The sequence below is a fragment of the Ciceribacter ferrooxidans genome (assembly GCF_004137355.1).
GTDB lineage: Bacteria > Pseudomonadota > Alphaproteobacteria > Rhizobiales > Rhizobiaceae > Allorhizobium > Allorhizobium ferrooxidans.
The window spans coordinates 426,937-446,561 of record NZ_SDVB01000238.1; the positions used below are offsets into that span (position 1 = coordinate 426,937).

Here is a 19,625-nt window from a genome sequence, read left to right on the forward strand (position 1 = left end):
AACGAAGGCCGGCGAGAGCAATCTCGCCGGTCTCTTTGTTTTTGTCGCGGTGGCGCTTCTCGTTGCCTGCGGGTAACGGCGCGCATTTCTCTTCGGCCGCGGGTCGTGCGGACTTTATCCCGTCTGCTTTCCGACTTACATGCTCTGCATGAACGACGAGACGGTAAGGCCGCGCAGCAGCAGCACTCTCCGATGGGGCATACCGGCCTCCGTCGTGCTGCATCTCGTCTTCGCTGCCGTCCTCTTCTTCGAGCTGCCCTTCGAGATGCCCGCGCCGCAGAAGGAGGAGAGCGTCAGCGTCGAGATCGTGCCGCCGCCGGAGGAGAAAAAGCCGGAGCCGCCGCCTCCTCCGAAGGAGGAGAAGAAGGAAGAACCTCCGCCGAAGCGGGAGGAACAGAAGCCAGAGCCTCCACCCGCCGCCGCAGAGGGGCAACCCCCAGGCGGACGCGTGCCGATCCCGACGCTGCGTCCGGTCTTCGCCTTCGGCGAGAAGGACAGCGGCCCGCGTGAAGCGCTCGACGGCAATGCAGCCGAGGAACCGGCGGCAAAGCCTCCGGAGGAGAAGCCGCAGGTGGAGCCCAAGCCTCCGGTCGAGACGACCGAGAAGAAAGAGCCCGCGGCCGGGGCGAAGCCGCAGCCGAAGATCGATCTTCCGAAGGCCGACATGGCGGACGAGACGGCGAAGCCAGGCGCCGGCGATCTTGCCGCGGAAACGATCGCCGCGCTCGAGGAGGCCGCGCCGGAGAGCCCGCCGAAGGCCGAGCCGAAGCCGGAAGCGCCGACCGAAGCGGACGTGCCGAACGATCTGCCGGAGGTGAAGACGCTCTTTTCCACCGCGATCACCGACAACCCCGTCGCGATGACGGCGATGGGCGACATGCCGCGGGAGGAGCGCGCCGCCGAGCTCTGCGTGACCGAACTGCGCGAGCAGCTCCGCCGTGCCTCGCCGCCCTACCGGCCGGAACTCCTGCCGTCCTTCGGGCTGAAGACCGGGACGGTGCTCGACGTCCGCAACGCCGCCTTCCGGGCGAGTGCGCGCTGGTACGAGCTGCGCTTCCGCTGCGAGCTCGACGCGGACGCGATGACCGTGCGCTCCTTTGCCTTCGCGGTCGGCAAGGAAATCCCGAGGAGCGAGTGGAAGAGCCGGGGCTTTCCGGTCTTCTGAGTCTCTCGTTACCCGAGAAGCGCGAGGCGACCGGCGATCGTCCACATGACGAGTGCGATCACCCCGTCCAGCAGGCGCCAGGCGGCGGGGCGGGCAAAGAGCGGGCGCAAGAGCCGTGCGCCGTAGCCGAGCGAGAAGAAGAACAGGAAGGAGCCGGCCGCCGCACCGAGCCCGAAGGCGGTCTCCCGGCCCGGATACTGCGTCGAGATCGAACCGAGCAGCACGACCGTATCGAGATAGACGTGTGGGTTCAGCCAGGTGAGCGCAAGGCAGGTCGCGAGCGCCGCCGCAAGGCTCTGTGCCTCGGTGGCGGAGGGGTCTAGGGCGGCGTTGCCGGCGATCGCCGCGCGCAGGCTTTTCAGGCCATAAAAGGCGAGAAAGGCGACGCCGCCGAAGCGCAGCGCCGGCTCGAGCCAGGGCAGGGCGCCGGTCGTCGCGCGAAAGCCGGAGACGCCGGCCGCGATCAGCAGGGCATCGGAGGCGGCACAGGTGAGGCAGATTGCGAAGACGTGTTCGCGCCTCAGCCCCTGACGGAGCACGAAGGCGTTCTGCGCCCCGATCGCCACGATCAGGCTGAGGCCGAGGAAGAAACCGGAAATCGCTGCTGTTGTCATCGGACCTCTCTGTCAGAAATGGTCTTTGACTACGCCGCGGCGAAAGATTAGAAAAATTAAATTTCTGCGATCTGAATAAGAGAAATTTACCGATGATGGATTATGCGCTGCTGGATGCGCTCGCAACCGTTCTCCGCTCGGGGAGCTTCGAGAAGGCGGCGCGCCTTCTCGGCCTGACGCCTTCGGCGGTGTCGCAGCGAATAAAACTCCTCGAGGAACGTCTCGGCCTCGTGCTCGTCGTCCGCGGCCAGCCCTGCACGGCGACGCCGGCGGGCCAGAAGCTCTTCCGCCACGCGGAGGAGGTGGCGCTGCTCGAAAACAGCCTGCGTGAGGAGATCGGCATCACCGGGATCGCCGCCGAACGTCCGAGCATCCGCATCGCCGTCACTGCCGACAGCCTGGCGACCTGGTTCGTTTCGGCCATGGCGGCGGTCGACGACTGCCTGTTCGACCTTGTGCTGGACGACCAGGACCACAGCGCCGAATGGCTGCGGCGCGGCGAGGTGCGTGCGGCCGTCAGCGGCGACAGCGGCGCGGTGCAGGGCTGCGACAATCGTCCGCTCGGGTCGCTGCGCTATCTCGCGACGGCGAGCCCGGCCTTCGTCCGGCGCTGGTTTCCCGACGGCGTGACGCCCGCGGCGCTCGCTGCCGCGCCGTGCCTCACCTTCAACGCCAAGGACATGCTGCAAGCGCGCTGGATCGGAAAGGTGTTCGGGGAGGCGGTGGCGACGCCGACCCACTGGCTGCCTTCGTCCGAAGCCTTCGTCGACGCGACGCTTGCCGGCATCGGCTGGGGCATGAACCCGGAGGTGCTGGTGCGCGACCTGATCGCCGAAGGCAGGCTGGTGCCGCTGGTCGCGGACGCGCCCTACGACGTGCCGCTCTACTGGCACTGGAGCCGGTCGGTGCAGCCGGCGATCCGCGGCATCACCGCGGCAGTGATAGAGGCCTCCGGCGCCGTCCTGCTGCCGCCCGAAACATGAGCGCCGGCTGCCCCTTGCCGCGCTGACGATCGCGCGCTAACTCCTCGTAACAGGTGGAGGAAGTGGGGGAGAACAAAGATGCGCTCTCAAGAGCCAGATCGATGCGAGTCTTGCGGCGCTCAACCGCCGCGATTTCGAGGCCCTGATGGGGCTCATCGACGATGATGCGGCGCTCGACATGCCGGACGGCAGCCGGGTGATCGGCGCGGATTCGATTCGCAATACGCTTGCGGCCTTCGTGCTCGGCCGCGACATCCGCTTTTCCGACATCGTGGTGATGACGGGAGAGGCGGATCTCCGTGGCGCGGCCGAGGTGACGCTTTCGGCCGTCACCAGGGCGGCGCCCGGCGAGGACGAGCCGGCGGAGGCACGGGTTTCGCTGCCGGCGGTCCTCGTCTTCGAGCGCGACGGCGGGCCGTTCCAGAGGATCAGCCTCTTCTGCGCGACGCCGCTCTGAGCTGGTTTACGACAGATAGTCTTCGAGGACCTTGATGATCATCGCGTGGTCTTCCTCCGAGGCAAGCCCGGAGACGGTGATCGCGGCGACGACCCCGGTCCCGGTGACGCGGACCGGAAAGCTGCCGCCGTGAGAGGCGTAGTCGAGCGGATCGAAGCCGTGGTCGGGACCGAGCGCACGACCCTTGAGGCGGTAGCTCTCGCCGACGCGCATCGACGACTTGTGGAGTCTCAGCGTCACGTTGCTCTTGCGCCGCGCCCAGTGGTCGTTGTCCGGCGACGAGCCGGGGAGCGCAGCATGGAAGAGGGTGCGGTCGGGCGTCCGGATGTCGATCACCACCGGGGCTTCGTCCCGCCTTGCGGCCCGGACCAGCCGCTCGCCGATCTCGTAGGCCACCGTCTCGTCGAAGGCCGCAAAGACGAGCGCTTTCTCCTGCGCCTCGAGTGTGTCGATCAGGCTGGTGTCCGTGCTCATGGCGTGCTCCTCTGCTGAACGTGACGGTCGCCGCGGACCTTGCGGCGACGGGGCATCGAATGTCAAATCATCCCCATGCCGGCCGACGAGGAGGTGACCATGCCGCAGACCATTCTCACCATCGCGACCTCGGGGCAGGGGCTCTACGAGTTCACCGAGGAGGCGCGCCGCTTCGTTTCCGGCCATGGCGGCGAGGGCCTGCTGACGCTCTTCGTCCGCCACACCTCCTGCTCGCTGCTGATCCAGGAAAACGCCGATCCTTCCGTGCAGGACGACCTCACGCGCTTCCTGCGCCGGCTGGTGCCGCCGGCCGACGATCCCTCGATGCGCTGGATCACCCACGACAGCGAAGGGCCGGACGACATGCCGGCGCATATCAAGGCGGCGCTGACGCCGGTTTCGCTTTCCGTGCCGGTCAACGACGGCCGGCTGCTCCTCGGCACCTGGCAGGGCATCTATCTCTTCGAGCACCGCGACCGACCGCACCGTCGCTCCGTCGTCCTGCACCTTTCGCGGTGATTCGCCACTTGCGGCCGATGAACGGCAAGTGAACGGCGGGTTCTGACAGCGTTCAGCCCCACGCGGCTAATGTCCTCCCAATCGACAAGGCAAACGGAACCATGGGTTCCTCGCCACTGACCAAGGAGGAAGACATGCGCAACATTCTCGCAAAGGCAGGGCTTGCGGCCCTCATCGCCCTCGGCGCGGTTTCTGCGACGGCCGGCTCGGCTGCGGCAGGCGCGGATTTCGGCGTCGGCATCTATATCGGCGAACCCGGCTATTATCCCGGCGAGCGCCACGGCTGGCGCGACCGCTACGAGCGCCATGATCGCTACGACCGTTACGAGCGGCGCCAGTACCGGCCCTGCAATCCCGCCCGCGCGGTCGAGAAGGCCCGCTGGAACGGCCTTCGCCATGCCCGCGTCCGGCGCGTGACGCAGCACAGTGTGGTCGTCTCCGGCTATCGCTACGGCGAACGCGACCGGATGGTCTTCGCCAACGTTCGCGGCTGCCCGATCACCCGCTACTGATCGCGCCCACACCGCTGGGGGCGCCGGCCGCTCCTGCCCCGGGTCAGGGGCAGGGGAGGCCGTTCGCATTTTTCCGCCTACTGCTTGATGGCGTAGGTGATGTTGACCGTCACGCTGTAGCTGTTCTCGCCGGCCTCGATCGGTGCCGGCGCTCCCGCCATCATGTCCTTCTCCATCGCCGCGCGGAACACCGGCTGCGGCATCGGCCGGGCGAAGTTCTCGCTGATCTCGACGACGCGGCCGAGCGTCACGCCGGCGGCTTCGGCGAGCGTCTTCGCCTTCGCGATCGCCTCGGCGGCAGCCGCCTTGCGGGCCTCGCTGATCGCGGCATCCGGCTTGTCGTTGGTGAAGACGATGCTGCCGCCCTGGTTGACGCCGAGCCGCACCGACTGGTCGATGATCGCGCCGAGCTTGCCGAGATCGCGCACCCGCACCGTGAGCCCGTTGGTCACCGCATAGCCGATGATTTCCGGCTCGCGGATCTGTTCGTCGTCGTTGCGGTCGCGGTAGCGCGGCATGACGGAGAAATCGCTGGTCTGCAGGTCGCGCGCCTCGATGCCGCCGGCCTTCAGCTCGGCGATGACCTTGCCCATCGCCTCGGTGTTGGCGGCGAGCGCCTCGGCGGCGGTCGGCGCCTCGCGCAGCACGCTCAGGGAAAGGACCGCGAGATCCGGGGCCAGTTTCGCCTCGCCCTCGCCGGAGACGACGATGGTGGCCTCGCGCAGCTTTTCCTCTTCGGCGAAAGCGGCGGCAGGGGAAAGCGTGGCGGCGCAGGCGAGCGCCGCGAATGCGAGGGAAGGCAGGATACGGCTCGTCATCGTCTAATCCTCTGGTTGATGGGTCCCTTCGCATAGCGTGATGGCGAGTGATTGTGTAGCCATTGCGGCAATGGCTTGTCGCCTCCACCGAATTGCGTTAGAGCGGGACCTTGCCGGCGGGGACCATTGCCGCCGGCGGCGCCTGGCGCCGGGCCTGTAGCTCAATGGTCAGAGCCGGCGGCTCATAACCGCTTGGTTGGGGGTTCGAGTCCCTCCGGGCCCACCATTATTTTCAAAGACTTACATAGAAAATCACTGCTGAGAGCCGATAAGTGAAGGCCCTGTGGCAACAGTCTTCAGTTTTCGTTGCCATAAAGAAAAGGCCTGCCACAAAGCAGCGGCCCCGTTCGCTTGAATGGCCAAATCGATTCTTCACACGCCATGCCGTTTCAATATGGCCATGCCGCATCCGTGCATGAGTAGAACGCGCAATCCTTCCCCCTCGGGGTATCCCTTCCTGAGCTTATCGATTGTGGCCCCTGACGACATATGTGGGCTGCCAGAGTCCGGTTCATCGAAATGGCTTTCGAAAGCCTTTTCGCCCCGCTCCCATGCCGCTAAATGCTGACGAAACGGTCAAGCCCGCCACGTTCCCGCAGCGGACCTGCGCTTTCCGGTTTGATAAAGACTCGGTCAGCGCCTGGATTCCCGGTATGGCCCCGGTGACCGTGAATGTACCGGCACTGACGGGCGCAGAAGGTCGGGTGAGCCGGCCTGCTTTGTTGCCTATTGCGCCCCGCGGCCCCAGGAAGCGCGGCGGCAACAACGCGCCTACGCCGCCGGTGGACGATATCGAATCGACTTTGCCTTTTGCAGGGCTTCCATCGTATCCTCCACGCTGAGAAGGACAGTCGTCTCGATAGAGCTGAGCGCGCCGCCTGCGCCGATGGCAAGGGCGACAGCCGCCATCGAAACGTTATCAGGCGCCTCCCAGAGATTCCAACCGTCATGTTCGCCAAAGGCATACCAGAACCCGTGGAGCTTTCCGCCCACGGATTCAATGTACGTACGTGCCGCCTCGCGGCGATCCTCGGGGTTTTCGATCATGCGCGCCCACGTCTCGGGCGTGTAGCTGAAGCGCGTAAGATACATGGCCATGGTTTTGCCTCCTCCGTCAGAAGAACGCAGTTAAAGCTCAAGCCGGGAAGAACGCGAGTCATTTTCAGTGTCCGGGTGGAAACGCAAAGCCTCAAGCGCCGTCGCGGTTCCTCCAGCGGACCTTCAGTATGCACTCGCCTTCTGCATATTGCCTGCAGTTGGGTGCGCGTCGATGGTCCGGCATTGGTTTCGTCGCAAGTCGTTGCCTCGCACCGCCTGAACCGGGGTTTCACCTGAAAAATCCGAGGTTCAGGCGGCTTGCGCGCGCCTCAGGCCTCGATTTTTCGTTCTTCCATGCGAGGGGGGCAAAGTTGCGGACACCTCTCCGTCGCCCCGGCGACGTCTCCCCAAAAAGGGGAGATCGCTACGAAAGTGGAAAAGGCCGCCGTTGGTGGCCCGGTGTTCTCGAATTGTCAGGAAAAGGCCAGCACGGGGGCCGAGATGATGAAAAGGCCGACCACGGTGATCGCTGCCAGTTTCAGTCTCCGGATACGCCGGGTACGCACGCCACTCCAATCATACGCCATCACAGATCCTCATGATCAGTCTGCACGACAGGGCTGCATTCGCGGTTGGCGAGTATGCCCACAAACAGTGTTTCCTGCAAGCAGGTGTTAGGTCGCGGAACTGGTGCGAGGCTTGCGGGGCGTTGACAAATGTCAACGCGGGGCCGGGCGCCCTGCTTTATGGTCGCGCCACATGTTGTAAGGTGAGCCATGGCCGAGCCACTCTTCCTCGTCGAGAACGTCACCAAGTCGTATCAAACCGGCGACGTGGAAGTGCAGGCCTTGCGCGGCATCAACCTCACCCTCGAAGGCGGGGAAATCCTCGTCCTGCTCGGGCCGTCCGGCAGCGGCAAGTCGACGCTTCTCAACATCATGGGCGGGCTCGACCAGGCGACGTCGGGCCGGGTCCGCTTCGCCGACCACGAGCTGACGAGCCTCTCCGAGCGGCAGTTGACGCTCTACCGGCGCGACCATGTCGGCTTCGTCTTCCAGTTCTATAACCTGATCCCGAGCCTGACCGCCTGGGAGAACGTCGCCCTCGTCACCGAGATATCGCGCGATCCGATGAAACCGGGCGAGGCGCTGGAAATGGTGGGGCTCAAGGAGCGGATGGACCATTTCCCGGCGCAGCTTTCCGGTGGCGAGCAGCAGCGCGTGGCGATCGCCCGGGCAATCGCCAAGCGGCCGGAAGTGATGCTCTGCGACGAGCCGACGGGGGCGCTCGATTCGAAGACCGGCATCCTCGTGCTCGAAGCGCTCTGCCGGATCAACGAGGAACTGAAGACGACGACGGCGATCATCACCCACAACGCCGCGATCCGGCAGATCGCCCACCGCGTGCTGACCTTCCACGACGGGCGGATTTCCGAGACGGTCGTCAATACCGAGCGCCTGCCGCCGTCTTCCGTCGTCTGGTGACGCGCCATGTCGATGCTCGACCGCAAGCTCTTCCGCGACATCCTGAGGCTCTGGGCCCAGGTGCTGGCGGTCGCGCTCGTCATGGCCTGCGGGGTGATGACGATCATCCTGGCGATCGGCGCCTACCGGTCGCTCGAAGAGACGCGCGCGGTCTTCTACGAACGCTACCGGTTCGGCAACCTCTTCGTCACGGCGAACCGGGCACCGCTTCACCTGAAGGAACGCATCGCCGCGCTGGAGGGCGTCGGCGGCGTCGATCTCCGGATCGTCGACTACGTGCTGCTCGACATGCCCGGCATGGCCGAGCCGGCGACCGGCATCGCCGTCTCGATCCCCGACAGCGGCCAGCCGGCGGTCAACCGGCTCTATATCCGCAGCGGCCGCCTGCCGGAGCCGAACCGCCCGCACGAGGCGGCGGTGCTCGAAAGCTTCGCGCTCGCCCACCGGCTGACGCAGGGCAGCACCTTCGACGCGATCATGAACGGCCGCAAGCAGACGCTGACGGTGACCGGCATCGTGCTGTCGCCTGAATACATCTATGCGATCGGCCCCGGCGACATGGTGCCCGACCCGCATCGCTTCGGCGTCTTCTACATGACCCGCACGGCGCTCGAAGGCGTCATGGACATGGATGGCGCCTTCAACGACGCCTCGCTGACGGTGCTTCGCGGCGCCGACACCGACGATCTCGTCGGCGCGATCGACGACCTGCTCGATCCTTACGGCGGGCAGGGCACGTATCTGCGCAAGGACCAGATCTCGCACACCTTCCTCGACAACGAGCTCATCCAGCTGCGCGCGATGGCGGCGATCATCCCGCCGATCTTCCTCTTCGTCGCGGCCTTCCTCGTCAACATGATCCTGACGCGGCTGATCACGCTGGAGCGCGAGCAGATCGGGCTTCTGAAGGCGCTCGGCTACCGCGATTTCGAGGTCGCCTGGCACTATGCCAAGCTCACCATCGTCATCGCGCTCATCGGTGTGGTGATCGGTTTCGGTGCCGGCAACTGGATCGGCCGTGGGCTGACGCGGCTTTATGCGGAATTCTTCTCGTTTCCGTTCCTGATCTTCCGCGAGAGCGTCGATCTCTACGCGATTTCGGGCGGCATCAGCGTGGCGGCGGCGATCGCCGGCGCCGGCAAGGCGATCTGGTCGGTGATCGTGCTGCCGGCGGCGGTGGCGATGCGGCCGCCGGCGCCGGTGCGTTTCCGCTCGCTCTTCCACCGGCAGCTGAGCTCCAGGCTGTTCTCGCAGCTGACGATCATGGCGGTCAGGCAGATCATCCGCACGCCGGTGCGCTCGCTGCTCACCTCGCTCGGGGTCGCGCTTTCGGTGGCGCTCCTCGTCGTCGCGATGTTCTCGTCGGACTCCGTCGACTACATGGTGGAGCAGATCTTCTTCCGCATGGAGCGGCAGGACGCGACGCTCCGGCTCGACCGTGAGCGGTCGCCGGCCGCTCTCGATGCGATCCGGCACATGCCGGGGGTGACGCGGGCCGAGCCGTTCCGCTCGATCGCCGTCAAGCTGCGCAACAAGAACCACGAGAAGGACCTCGCCATCCTCGGCATGCCGGAGGACGGCGAGCTCGGGCGGATCATGGATGCCGACATGCGGCCGCTCGAACCGCCGTCCTCGGGGCTTCTCGTCATCGGCCGTGTCGCCGAAGCGCTGGAGCTGAAGGTCGGCGACATGGTGGAGGTGGAACTGGTCGAGAAGGACCACCGGCAGATCGACGTACCGGTGACCGGCATCGTGCAGAGCCTCGTCGGCATCGACGCCTATATGCGCATCGACGCGCTCGACCGACTGATCGGCGACGGGCGGCGCATCTCCGGCGCGCGAATCTCGGTCGATCCGGTGCTGAAGGAGGCGCTCTACGACAGCGTGAAGAACACGCCGGCGGTCGCCTACATCATGCTGATCGGGCTCTCGCGGCAGCAGTTCCGCGCGACGATCGAGAAGAACATCGCGACGATGACGACGGTCTATACGACGCTCGCCATCATCGTCGCCTTCGGGCTCATCTACAATTCCGCCCGCATCCAGCTTTCGGAGCGGGCGCGGGAGCTCGCGAGCCTGCGCGTGCTCGGTTTCACGCGCACGGAAGTTTCGAGCGTGCTGCTCACCGAGCTCGCCGTCGTCGTCCTCGTCGCGCAGCCGTTCGGCTGGCTGCTCGGCTACCTGTTTTCGATGCTGGTGATCGAAGGGCTCGCCAGCGACCTCTTTCGTGTCCCCTTCGTCGTCAATTCGCAGACGTTCGCGATCGCGAGCCTCGTCGTCATGGGAGCGTCGCTGGTGTCGGCGCTGATCGTCCGGCGGCGCATCGACAGGCTCGACCTCGTGAGCGTGCTGAAGTCCAGGGAGTAAGGTGCATGTGGTCCAAATGGCTGAAACGGGCGGGCTTCCTGCTGGTCGTCGCCGCGATCATCGCGGGATTTGCCTATGCGCTCCGGGAAAAGCCGCAGCCGGTCGATACCGGCGTGGCCGAACGCGGGCCGCTCCGGGTGACGATCTCGCAGGAGGGGATCACGCGGGTGCGCGACGTCTATGCCGTCTCGGCGCCGATCGCCGGCCATCTCGCCCGCACGGTGCTCGACGAGGGCGACCAGGTGAAGGCGGACGTGACGCTGGTGGCGGCGATCCATCCGCTCGACCCGCCGCTGATCGACCGGCGTAGCGAGGCGGAGCTCGCCGCCGCACGTGATGCCGCGCGCGCCGCCGTCTCGATGGCGGAGACCGACTACCGGCGGATCAAGTCCGACCTCGATTTCGCGCGCGACAACCTCGAACGCGCCGTCCAGCTCGCCAGGACCCGTTATATCGCCGAGAGCCAGCTGCAGAAGGCCCGCACCGACGTCGAGGTGGGGGAGGCGCAGCTTGCCTCGGCGGCGGCGGCGATCGAGCTTCGCAAGGCCGAGCTTGCGAGCGCGGAGGCCCGCCTCATCCAGCCGGCCTCCGCGCCGGCCGACCGGGACGGCAGCTGCTGCGTCTACGTGACGGCGCCGGTCGACGGGGTGGTGCTGACGGTTTTCGCAAAAAGCGAGCAGCCGGTCGCGACCGGCACCAGGATCGCCGAGATCGGCGACCCGTCCGACCTCGAAGTGGCGGTCGATCTTCTCTCCTCGGATGCCGTGCGGATCGCGCCCGGTGCGAAGGCGGAGATCGTCGACTGGGGCGGCGACCGGGCGCTGCCGGCGGTCGTGCGGCGCATCGACCCGGCGGGTTTTACCAAGGTTTCGGCGCTCGGGATCGAGGAGCAGCGGGTCAACCTCGTGCTCGACCTGCAGGAGAGCGATCCGCGGCTCGGGCACAATTTCCGCGTCTATGCGCGGCTGACACTGTGGGAAGGGGAGGACGTGCTGCAGGTGCCGCTGAGCGCGCTCTTCCGCGACGGGCGCAACTGGAACCTCTTCGTCATCCGCGACGGGCGCGCGCGCCAGACGGAAGTCGGCATCGGCCACATGAACGACGAACATGCCGAGGTGCTCTCCGGGCTCGAACCCGGCGACGTGGTGATCCTGCATCCGAGCGACACGCTGAGCGACGGCAGCCTCGTCGAGCCGCGGCAGGAGTGAGGGACCGACATCGGGTCTGGATCCTCGGGTCGAGCCCGAGGATGACAACCTCTCATGTGTCGCCGGGAGCGTTGCAGATATCTCCGCACTCCAGGAGGTCCGCTTTGAGCACCGAGGTCCCCCACCCTCGGTCATCCTCGGGCTCGACCGAGGATCCACGAACACGCTCCGTCACATCGATCCGTTCCATGGTCGAGTGCGCCGGTCGGCTGACGGCGCTCCTTCTTGTGTGAGCGTCGGACTGCCCCGGTCGCTTCGCGATATTCTCCCCCGCCAAGGGGGAGAAGGAAGGCCTCAAACCTCCAAAGTCGGGCCGCCGGTTTCGGAGATGACGCGCGTGAGGCTCGCGGTTGCCGGGAAGAGTGGGATCAGGCAGGCCTGCAGCGCGTGGTAGATGTCGCCCTTGCCGGGGAAGATGGTGGTCGCCGGCGAAAGATCCTCCGTCAGCTCCTCGAACCAGCCGCCATGGGTGCGGTCGAGGCTGTGGCGGGTGATGAAGCTCCAGATGCGGCGGTAGCTCTCCTCGTGGAAATCGCTCGGCAGGTGTTCGGCGAGCCAGTGGGCGGCGCCGGCGCCCTCGCAGAGCGGCCACCAGAGTTTTGAACGGCGGGCGGGCGCGTTCTCCCAGTCGAGCGTGTAGAAGAAGCCGCCGTGGGTGCGGTCCCAGCCGAGCGACATCGACTGGAAGAACAGGCCGCGGGCGGCCTCCGGCATCCAGTCGTGCCGCTTGCCGCCGAGCACCCAGAGCTGCAGGACGAGGCGAGCCCATTCGAGCCAGTGGCCGGGCGTGGTGCCGGAGGGGCGGAACATCTCGTTGCCGCGGTAGTCGCGGTCGAGCTGCCAGTTCTCGTCGAAATGCTCCGGCACCCGCCAGCCGCATTCGCCGGCGCGGCGGCGGATGACGAGATCTGCGATGTGCTCGGCCTTTTCGAGGTAGTGGCGTTCGCCGGTCGCCTCGAAGGCGGCCATCAGCGCCTCGGTGAGATGCATGTTGGAATTCTGGCCGCGATAACCGGGGACCGGCGACCAGTCGGCGGAAAACTCCTCGGCGATCGCTCCGTGGGTATTCTCCCAGAAACGCGTCTGGAGGATTTCGGTGACGTCGTCGAGCATGGCTTCGGCGAGCGGATGGCCGACGATCTTGGCGGAGGAGGCGGCGAGCAGCACGAAGGCGTGGCCGTAGCCCTGCTTGGTGGCATCGACCGGACCGTTGTCGTCGACCTGCCAGAAATAACCGCCATGCTTTCGGTCGCGGTGGCGGTTCCAGAGGAATTGCATGCCGTGGTCGACGACATCGGCCGATCCGGGCCGGCCGAGCAGGTCGCCGATCGCAAAGCAGTGGACCATGCGGGCGGCGGCGTGGATGCCGCGGACTGGATTGCCGGCGACGAGCGGCGTGCCGTCGCGCTTCAGGTCGAAGAAGCCGCCCTTCGGATTGACGCTCGCAAACTGGAAGACGTCGAAGAGCTCGTCGGCCCGGTCGAGAAGCCATTTGCGGTGATAGGGCCGATCGGCCCAGCGATAGGCGAGGCCGGTGTGCTTGGCGGTTTCGGGCATGGCGTCCTCCGTCACGTGCTCCTTCTAATCGGTTGAATTCTATATCGGTCCGTCGCGGCCGTGTCACCACGGGAACTTGTTGCGGCGTCGGAAGTTGCCTTATCGATCGGACGGAAGATAAAGGCATGTTGACATAAACATATCTTTATGTGATTTGCGAATGTCGCGATCGGAACAGGGGAGTGCGCCATGCTCGACACATTGTTTGATACGGACGTCGTCAGGCGCGACGGAGCGGAGATTTCGGCGGCCCTCGCCAAGGTCGCGCGCGAACGCATCCTGGTCATCGACGGCGCGATGGGCACGCAGATTCAGCAGCTCGGTTTCGGCGAGGACGATTTCCGCGGCGATCGCTTCATCGGCTGCGCCTGTCACCAGCAGGGCAACAACGACCTGCTGACGCTCTCCCAGCCGAATGCGATCGAGGAAATCCATTACCGCTACGCCAAGGCCGGCGCCGACATCCTCGAGACGAATACCTTTTCCTCGACCCGCATCGCGCAGGCGGACTACCGGATGGAAGGGGCGGTCTACGACCTCAACCTCGAAGGTGCGCGGGTGGCGCGGCGGGCGGCGATCCGGGCCGAGCGCGAGGACGGCCGGCGCCGCTTCGTGGCGGGCGCGATCGGGCCGACCAACCGCACGGCATCGATCTCGCCGGACGTCAACAATCCGGGCTACCGCGCCGTCCGCTTCGACGACCTGCGGCTCGCATACGGCGAGCAGATCGACGGGCTGATCGACGGCGGCGCCGACATCATCCTGATCGAGACGATCTTCGACACGCTGAACGCCAAGGCGGCGATCTTCGCCTGCGAGGAGCGTTTCGCGGAGAAGGGCATTCGCCTGCCGGTGATGATCTCCGGAACGATCACCGACCTTTCCGGCCGCACGCTGTCCGGCCAGACGCCGTCGGCCTTCTGGTACTCCGTCCGCCACGCCCGGCCGTTCACGATCGGGCTCAACTGCGCGCTGGGGGCGGATGCCATGCGGCCGCACCTGCAGGAACTTTCGGGTGTCGCCGACACCTTCATCTGCGCCTATCCGAATGCCGGGCTGCCGAACGAATTCGGGCAGTATGACGAGACGCCGGACGACATGGCCCGCCAGGTCGCGGCGTTTGCGCGCGAGGGGCTGGTCAACGTCGTCGGCGGCTGTTGCGGATCGACGCCCGAGCACATCCGGGCGATCGCCGACGCCGTCGCCGGCTCGGCACCGCGGCAGGTTCCCGAGCACCGGCCCTTCATGTCACTCTCCGGGCTCGAACCCTTCGTGCTCACCAAGGACATTCCCTTCGTCAATGTCGGCGAGCGCACGAACGTCACCGGATCGGCGAAATTCCGCAAGTTGATCACCGCCGGCGACTATGCAGCCGCGCTCTCGGTCGCCCGCGACCAGGTGGAGAACGGTGCGCAGATCATCGACGTCAACATGGACGAGGGCCTCATCGATTCCGAAGGGGCGATGGTCGAGTTCCTGAACCTGATCGCCGCCGAGCCGGACATCGCCCGCGTGCCGGTGATGATCGACAGCTCCAAATTCGCGATCATCGAGGCCGGCCTCAAATGCGTGCAGGGCAAGGCGGTGGTGAACTCGATCTCGCTCAAGGAGGGGGAGGAAAACTTCCTCGCCCAGGCGCGTCTCGTCCACAACTACGGCGCGGCCGTCGTGGTGATGGCCTTCGACGAACAGGGGCAGGCGGATACCTATGCCCGCAAGGTCGCGATCTGCGAGCGGGCCTACAGGCTGCTCACCGAAGAGGCGGGCTTTGCGCCGGAGGACATCATCTTCGACCCGAACATCTTCGCGGTCGCGACGGGTATCGAAGAGCACGACAATTACGGCGTCGACTTCATCGAGGCGGCGCGCACGATCCGGGAGAAGATGCCGCTCGTGCACATCTCGGGCGGCGTCTCCAACCTCTCCTTCTCCTTCCGCGGCAACGAGCCCGTGCGCGAGGCGATGCACGCCGTCTTCCTCTACCACGCCATCCAGGCGGGCATGGACATGGGCATCGTCAATGCCGGCCAGCTCGCGGTGTACGAGAGCATCGATCCGGAGCTGAAGGAAGCCTGCGAGGACGTGGTGCTCAACCGCCGCAGTGACGCGACGGAGCGCCTGCTGACCGTCGCCGAACGCTTCCGTGGCGCGGCGGGCAAGGAGGCGAGGGCGCAGGATCTCGCCTGGCGCGAATGGCCGGTCGAGAAGCGGCTGGAGCACGCGCTCGTCAACGGCATCACCGATTTCATCGAGGCGGATACGGAGGAGGCGCGCCTCGCCGCGGAACGTCCGCTGCACGTCATCGAAGGCCCGCTGATGGCGGGCATGAACGTCGTCGGCGACCTCTTCGGAGCCGGCAAGATGTTCCTGCCGCAGGTGGTGAAATCCGCCCGCGTGATGAAGCAGGCGGTCGCGGTCCTTCTTCCCTACATGGAGGAAGAGAAGCTGCTGAATGGCGGCGATCAGCGCCAGAGCGCCGGCAAGGTGCTGATGGCAACCGTCAAGGGCGACGTCCACGACATCGGCAAGAACATCGTCGGCGTCGTGCTCGCCTGCAACAATTACGAGATCATCGATCTCGGCGTCATGGTGCCGGCCTCGAAGATCCTCGAAACTGCGCGCGCCGAGAAGGTCGACATCATCGGACTGTCCGGCCTCATCACCCCGTCGCTCGACGAGATGGTGCATGTGGCTTCCGAGATGGAGCGGGACGGCTTCGACATCCCGCTGCTGATCGGCGGGGCGACGACGAGCCGCGTCCACACGGCGGTCAAGGTGAGCCCGCAATACAGGCGCGGGCAGGCGGTCTACGTGACCGATGCGAGCCGGGCCGTCGGCGTCGTCTCGGCGCTGCTGTCGCCGGAGGCGAAGGACGGTTATGTCGAGACGGTCCGCGCCGAATACCAGAAGGTGGCCGAGGCACATGCGCGGTCGGAACGCGACAAGCAGCGGCTGCCGCTCGCCCGCGCCCGCGAGAACGCGATGAAACCCGACTGGGAGAGTTACCGTCCGGCGAAGCCGAGCTTCCTCGGCACGAAGGTCTTCGACCACTATGATGTCGCGGAACTCCTCGACTACATCGACTGGACGCCCTTCTTCCAGACCTGGGAGCTGAAGGGACGCTACCCGGCGATCCTCGAGGACGAGAGCCAGGGTGAGGCGGCGCGCCAGCTCTTCGCCGATGCGCGGGCGATGCTCGACAAGATCGTCGCCGAAGGCTGGTTCCGGCCGCGCGCGGTCATCGGCTTCTGGCCGGCGAATGCCGTCGGCGACGACATTCGCCTCTTCACCGACGAGAGCCGGAGCGAGGCGCTTGCGACCCTGCATACGCTCCGCCAGCAGGTTTCGAAGCGCGAGGGGCGGCCGAACGTCGCCCTGTCCGACTTCGTCGCGCCGGCGGCGAGCGGGGTTCAGGACTATGTCGGCGGCTTCGTGGTGACGGCGGGCTTCGAGGAGATCGCGATCGCCGAGCGCTTCGAGCGGGCGAACGACGACTATTCCTCGATTCTCGTCAAGGCGCTCGCCGACCGTCTGGCGGAAGCCTTTGCCGAGCGGATGCACGAGCGCGTGCGTCACGAGTTCTGGGGCTACGCGGCGGACGAGGCCCTCACCAACGAGGAGCTGATCGGCGAGGCCTATGCCGGCATCCGTCCGGCACCCGGTTATCCCGCCCAGCCGGACCACACCGAGAAGCGGACGCTCTTCGACCTTCTGGACGCCGAGGCGGCGACCGGCGTGGAGCTCACCGAAAGCTATGCCATGTGGCCGGGCTCTTCGGTCTCAGGCCTCTACATCGCCCATCCGGAAAGCTACTATTTCGGCGTGGCGAAGGTGGAGCGGGACCAGGTCGAGGACTATGCTGCGCGCAAGGGGATGGCGGTTTCCGAGATCGAACGCTGGCTTGGGCCGGTGCTCAACTACGTGCCGGTGAAGACGGACGAACGCGCGGAAGATGCCGCCTGAAAGGCGAGACCTTGATTCAGCCCCCGTCGGCAAGTGCTTGATTTCGGATTCGAATTCGTCGCCGCTGTCCTGCCTCGGGTGCTGCTTCAACAGCGTCGCGAAATGATTCCGGTGCATGCGGCAAGCTATTGGCCGGAAACGGAAATCCGTGATCCAGGAAGGCGTCAGGCGCCCCTGAAACGGGCCATCACGTCGTTGCGTCCGGCATCGAACATGGTGACGGCGACGCCGAATTCGAGCGGCGTGAGCGCGGCCGCCTCCGGATAGATGATGCGGTTCGACGTCACTTCCTCCGGCAGCAGCGCCAGCACGCGGCTGTCGGTCGTCGGGGCGCCGTTGGCGATGTGTTCCCGCATGGCGACCGCCGGATCGAGAAGGAAGTCCAGCAGCGCATAGGCGGCCTCCTTGTGCGGGGCGCCGACCGGGATCGCATAGAAATCGCACCAGAGCTCGCCGCCGTCAGCGCCGATCACGTATTCGATCTCCGGCAGGTCGCGATGAAGCTGCGCGGCGTCGTTGGTCCAGCACATGCTGAGCCAGGCGTCTTCCGACCGCATCGGCGCCTGGTAGTCGCTGTCGATCGCGTAGAGGTGGGGCTTCGCGCGGAGCAAGAGCTCCCCGGCCTTTTCGAGCTCCTGCGGGTCGACCGAATTGAAGGCGTAACCGAGGGCGACGAGCGCATTGCCGACCGCGGTGAGCTGATAGTCATGGATGATCGTGCGGCCGCTGGCTTCCGTCTGCGCCAGGTCGAAGAAGTCTTTCCAGCGGACGACGGGACTGGCGATGCGGCCGGTGTTGACCGCCATTCCGGTGGTGCCCCAGTTCTTCGGCAGGGCGTAGGTCCTGCCGGCGACCGTTCCGGCGGCGGCGAAGCGGCCGTCCACCGCCGAGGCGCCGAAGTTGCGGACGCGGCCGAGATCGATTTCCTCCAGCAGGTCGCGGGCGACGTAGTTCGGGATCGCGTAATTGGTCGGGACGCAGAGATCGCAGAGGAAGGCGCCGGAGCGCACGGCGGCGTACATGTCCTCGTTGGAACCGTAGGCCTTGACCTCCACCTCGACGCCGGTCGCCGCGGTGAAGGCTTCGAAGGAGGCCGGGTCATGATAGTTCGGCCAGGTGGCGAGCGAGACGCGGCGGCCGAGATCGGCGGCGGATGCGCGGCGGGGCGCGAGGGATGTTCCGCCCAGCATTGCCGCGGCGAGGCCGAGGCCGGTGACGCCAAGGAAATGTCGGCGTGTGACCGAACCGTTCTTCCAGCGGAGAAATTCGTCCCTGAACCGGTCGGCTGCCGCCCGGTCGTTACCGCTCGTGCTCATGTCGCAGATCCCCTTGCCGGGCGGAGTGGTAGAGGCCCAAGCTGGAGGGAAACTGGCGCGGGCGGCTTCCGCCGTCCGCGGCCAGAAGTCACTCGCGAAGCAGCAAGAGATCGCCGGCGTCGAGCCGCAGCGCAACCGTGTCGCCGACGGCCGGCGGCTTGACGCCCGGATCGTTGAAGCTGTCGAAGGAGATGACATTGCCGCCGACGCCGACGCCGGTGCGGATGACCGAACCGAGGAAGTGGCTGGAGACGACCCGGCCCGTGAGCGACAGGTTGCCGTTCGGACGCTCGGTGAGCGAGACAGCTTCCGGCCGCAGCGCGAGCTGGACGGTGGCGCCGGCCTTGTTGGCGGCAAGCGGTTCCTTGAGCGAAATCACCTGTTCGCCGATGCGCACGGTGGAGGCGGCAGGATCGGCGACGACGGCGTCGATGATGTTCAGCGTTCCGACGAAGGAGGCGACGAAGCGGGTCGCCGGCCTGTTGTAGATGTCGAAGGGCGTACCGATCTGGTCGGCGCGGCCGGCATTCATGACGACGACGCGGTCGGAAATCGACAGCGCCTCCTCCTGGTCGTGGGTGACGAAAACGGTGGTGATGCCGAGCTGCTGCTGGATCTGGCGGATTTCCTCGCGCAGCGAGACGCGGATCTTGGCGTCGAGCGCGGAGAGGGGCTCGTCAAGCAGCAGCACCTGCGGCTTCGGCGCCAGCGCGCGGGCGAGCGCGATGCGCTGCTGCTGGCCGCCCGAGAGCTGGTAGGGATAGCGCTCGGCGAGATGCTCCAGATGGATGAGCGCCAGCATCTCCTTCACGCGCTTCTCGATGTCGGCCTTCGCCATGCCGTGGATCTTCAGGCCGAAGGCGACGTTGTCGAAGACGTTCATGTTCGGGAACAGCGCATAGGCCTGGAAGACCATGCCGATGTTGCGCCGGTTGGGCTTGAGGTTCGCCTGGTCGCGGCCGTCAATGGTGATCGTGCCGCCAGTCGGCGTCTCGAAGCCGGCGACCATGCGCAAGATCGTCGTCTTGCCGCAGCCCGACGGGCCAAGGAAGGAGATGAACTCGCCCTTGTCGATGGACATGTTGAAGTCGTGCACGACTTTGACAGGCCCGAAAGACTTCTGGATGTGGGAGAGTGTCAGAAAGGTCAT

16 protein-coding genes and 1 tRNA gene are annotated in these 19,625 nt (G+C 66.2%); 10 read left to right on the forward strand and 7 right to left on the reverse strand.

Features of this window, described 5'->3' with window-relative positions:
* Nucleotides 1-148: 148 nt before the first annotated feature.
* Entirely contained in the window at nucleotides 149-1,165 is a 1,017-nt protein-coding gene (locus EUU22_RS13025; RefSeq protein ID WP_129332409.1) for a DUF930 domain-containing protein, read from the forward strand.
* A gap of 8 nt (nucleotides 1,166-1,173) precedes the next feature.
* Here the strand turns inward: EUU22_RS13025 and EUU22_RS13030 are convergent, their stop codons facing one another.
* Complete coding sequence (locus EUU22_RS13030) at nucleotides 1,174-1,779, reverse strand: LysE/ArgO family amino acid transporter (RefSeq protein WP_129332410.1); 606 nt, start codon at nucleotides 1,777-1,779, stop codon at nucleotides 1,174-1,176.
* 92 nt (nucleotides 1,780-1,871) lie between these two features.
* Here EUU22_RS13030 and EUU22_RS13035 point away from each other — a divergent pair, with 92 nt between their 5' ends.
* Complete coding sequence (locus EUU22_RS13035) at nucleotides 1,872-2,762, forward strand: LysR family transcriptional regulator ArgP (protein ID WP_129332411.1); 891 nt, start codon at nucleotides 1,872-1,874, stop codon at nucleotides 2,760-2,762.
* Between the two features lie 97 nt (nucleotides 2,763-2,859).
* Nucleotides 2,860-3,219 (forward strand): YybH family protein, encoded by a 360-nt coding sequence (locus tag EUU22_RS13040; protein WP_280956496.1) that lies wholly within the window; start codon nucleotides 2,860-2,862, stop codon nucleotides 3,217-3,219.
* Nucleotides 3,220-3,225: 6 nt separating this feature from the next.
* Here EUU22_RS13040 and EUU22_RS13045 read toward each other — a convergent pair whose 3' ends face one another.
* On the reverse strand, nucleotides 3,226-3,693 hold the full coding sequence (locus tag EUU22_RS13045; RefSeq protein ID WP_129332413.1) for a heme-degrading domain-containing protein: 468 nt from the start codon (nucleotides 3,691-3,693) through the stop codon (nucleotides 3,226-3,228).
* Between the two features lie 99 nt (nucleotides 3,694-3,792).
* On the opposite strand from EUU22_RS13045, the gene EUU22_RS13050 reads away from it, so the two are divergent.
* Together EUU22_RS13050 and EUU22_RS13055 are read left to right on the forward strand one after the other, a co-directional pair.
* Nucleotides 3,793-4,212: a secondary thiamine-phosphate synthase enzyme YjbQ gene (locus EUU22_RS13050; protein ID WP_129332414.1), complete on the forward strand. Its 420-nt coding sequence runs from the start codon at nucleotides 3,793-3,795 to the stop codon at nucleotides 4,210-4,212.
* 134 nt (nucleotides 4,213-4,346) lie between these two features.
* On the forward strand, nucleotides 4,347-4,724 hold the full coding sequence (locus EUU22_RS13055; RefSeq protein WP_129332415.1) for a hypothetical protein: 378 nt from the start codon (nucleotides 4,347-4,349) through the stop codon (nucleotides 4,722-4,724).
* Nucleotides 4,725-4,801: 77 nt separating this feature from the next.
* Here the strand turns inward: EUU22_RS13055 and EUU22_RS13060 are convergent, their stop codons facing one another.
* Entirely contained in the window at nucleotides 4,802-5,542 is a 741-nt protein-coding gene (locus tag EUU22_RS13060) for an SIMPL domain-containing protein (RefSeq protein WP_129332416.1), read from the reverse strand.
* Nucleotides 5,543-5,692: 150 nt separating this feature from the next.
* On the opposite strand from EUU22_RS13060, the gene EUU22_RS13065 reads away from it, so the two are divergent.
* Nucleotides 5,693-5,768, forward strand: a tRNA-Ile gene (locus EUU22_RS13065).
* A gap of 545 nt (nucleotides 5,769-6,313) precedes the next feature.
* On the opposite strand, the gene EUU22_RS13070 is transcribed toward EUU22_RS13065, so the two are convergent.
* Nucleotides 6,314-6,640 (reverse strand): GYD domain-containing protein, encoded by a 327-nt coding sequence (locus EUU22_RS13070; protein WP_165351162.1) that lies wholly within the window; start codon nucleotides 6,638-6,640, stop codon nucleotides 6,314-6,316.
* Between the two features lie 716 nt (nucleotides 6,641-7,356).
* Here EUU22_RS13070 and EUU22_RS13075 point away from each other — a divergent pair.
* From EUU22_RS13075 to EUU22_RS13085, 3 genes are read left to right on the forward strand one after another with little or no spacing between them, the layout of a single operon-like run.
* Nucleotides 7,357-8,064 (forward strand): ABC transporter ATP-binding protein, encoded by a 708-nt coding sequence (locus tag EUU22_RS13075; RefSeq protein ID WP_129332417.1) that lies wholly within the window; start codon nucleotides 7,357-7,359, stop codon nucleotides 8,062-8,064.
* A gap of 6 nt (nucleotides 8,065-8,070) precedes the next feature.
* Entirely contained in the window at nucleotides 8,071-10,431 is a 2,361-nt protein-coding gene (locus tag EUU22_RS13080; protein ID WP_129332418.1) for an ABC transporter permease, read from the forward strand.
* A gap of 5 nt (nucleotides 10,432-10,436) precedes the next feature.
* Entirely contained in the window at nucleotides 10,437-11,639 is a 1,203-nt protein-coding gene (locus tag EUU22_RS13085) for an efflux RND transporter periplasmic adaptor subunit (protein ID WP_129332419.1), read from the forward strand.
* 294 nt (nucleotides 11,640-11,933) lie between these two features.
* On the opposite strand, the gene EUU22_RS13090 is transcribed toward EUU22_RS13085, so the two are convergent.
* A complete protein-coding gene (locus tag EUU22_RS13090; RefSeq protein WP_129332420.1) occupies nucleotides 11,934-13,196 on the reverse strand; it encodes an AGE family epimerase/isomerase in 1,263 nt (420 codons plus the stop codon).
* A 189-nt stretch (nucleotides 13,197-13,385) separates the two neighbouring features.
* Here EUU22_RS13090 and metH point away from each other — a divergent pair, with 189 nt between their 5' ends.
* Entirely contained in the window at nucleotides 13,386-17,159 is a 3,774-nt protein-coding gene (gene metH, locus EUU22_RS13095; RefSeq protein WP_129332421.1) for a methionine synthase, read from the forward strand.
* A gap of 164 nt (nucleotides 17,160-17,323) precedes the next feature.
* Here the strand turns inward: metH and EUU22_RS13100 are convergent, their stop codons facing one another.
* Together EUU22_RS13100 and EUU22_RS13105 are read right to left on the reverse strand one after the other, a co-directional pair.
* Nucleotides 17,324-18,475: an ABC transporter substrate-binding protein gene (locus tag EUU22_RS13100; RefSeq protein WP_129332422.1), complete on the reverse strand. Its 1,152-nt coding sequence runs from the start codon at nucleotides 18,473-18,475 to the stop codon at nucleotides 17,324-17,326.
* Nucleotides 18,476-18,563: 88 nt separating this feature from the next.
* Nucleotides 18,564-19,625: an ABC transporter ATP-binding protein gene (locus EUU22_RS13105; RefSeq protein ID WP_129332423.1), complete on the reverse strand. Its 1,062-nt coding sequence runs from the start codon at nucleotides 19,623-19,625 to the stop codon at nucleotides 18,564-18,566.